The 517-nt window shown below is 40.6% G+C and carries 1 protein-coding gene; it reads right to left on the bottom strand.

What is annotated here, in order from left to right; genetic code table 11:
• Positions 1-517: G5 domain-containing protein (locus M1F63_RS10140; protein WP_247941338.1), on the bottom strand; the 517-nt coding region annotated here is incomplete at both ends.

The following is a 517-nucleotide window of genomic DNA, read 5'->3' as shown; positions in this document are numbered from 1 at the left end:
TTACTTCCTTAGTCGTTACAACTGCTTTTGAACCGGTATAAGTAATCTTGTTTTTGGCTGCTTTCTTGGTCTTGCGTGAAACTTCTTTACGAGATTTTTCAACACCATCCACTTTTGTCACTTCATAAGTGACTTCATCGATACCTTCTTCACCTTCTTCAACACGCGTTTGACCTTTATCCAGTGCTGGGTCTACTTTCGTTTCTTCTTTGAAAGCAACTTTTTCCTCCACAGTCACTGTTTCTTTGGTTTCTACACCTGTTTTCTTAGTTCCAACTTCGATGATTTCTTCTACTGGTTCTTTGGTAACTTTCTCGCTTTTCTTAGTACGAGCTGTTTCTTTACCATCTGTCAGTGTGATATCCCAAGTAATGGTCTTAGTACCTTTAACACCCGCTTGTTTCACGTTGCGAGTACCTTCTGCAAGATCGGCGTTGTTTTCGGTACGAGATGCATAAGGAATCTCTTCTGTTGTAGTGATTTCTTGATGCTCAACTTTTGGTTCCGCTGGTTGTTC

This window comes from Streptococcus oralis (genome assembly GCF_023109155.1).
Classification (GTDB): Bacteria; Bacillota; Bacilli; order Lactobacillales; family Streptococcaceae; genus Streptococcus; species Streptococcus oralis_BZ.
Note: the sequence above shows the minus strand (reverse complement) of the source record. Positions and strands in the feature narration are given on the sequence as shown.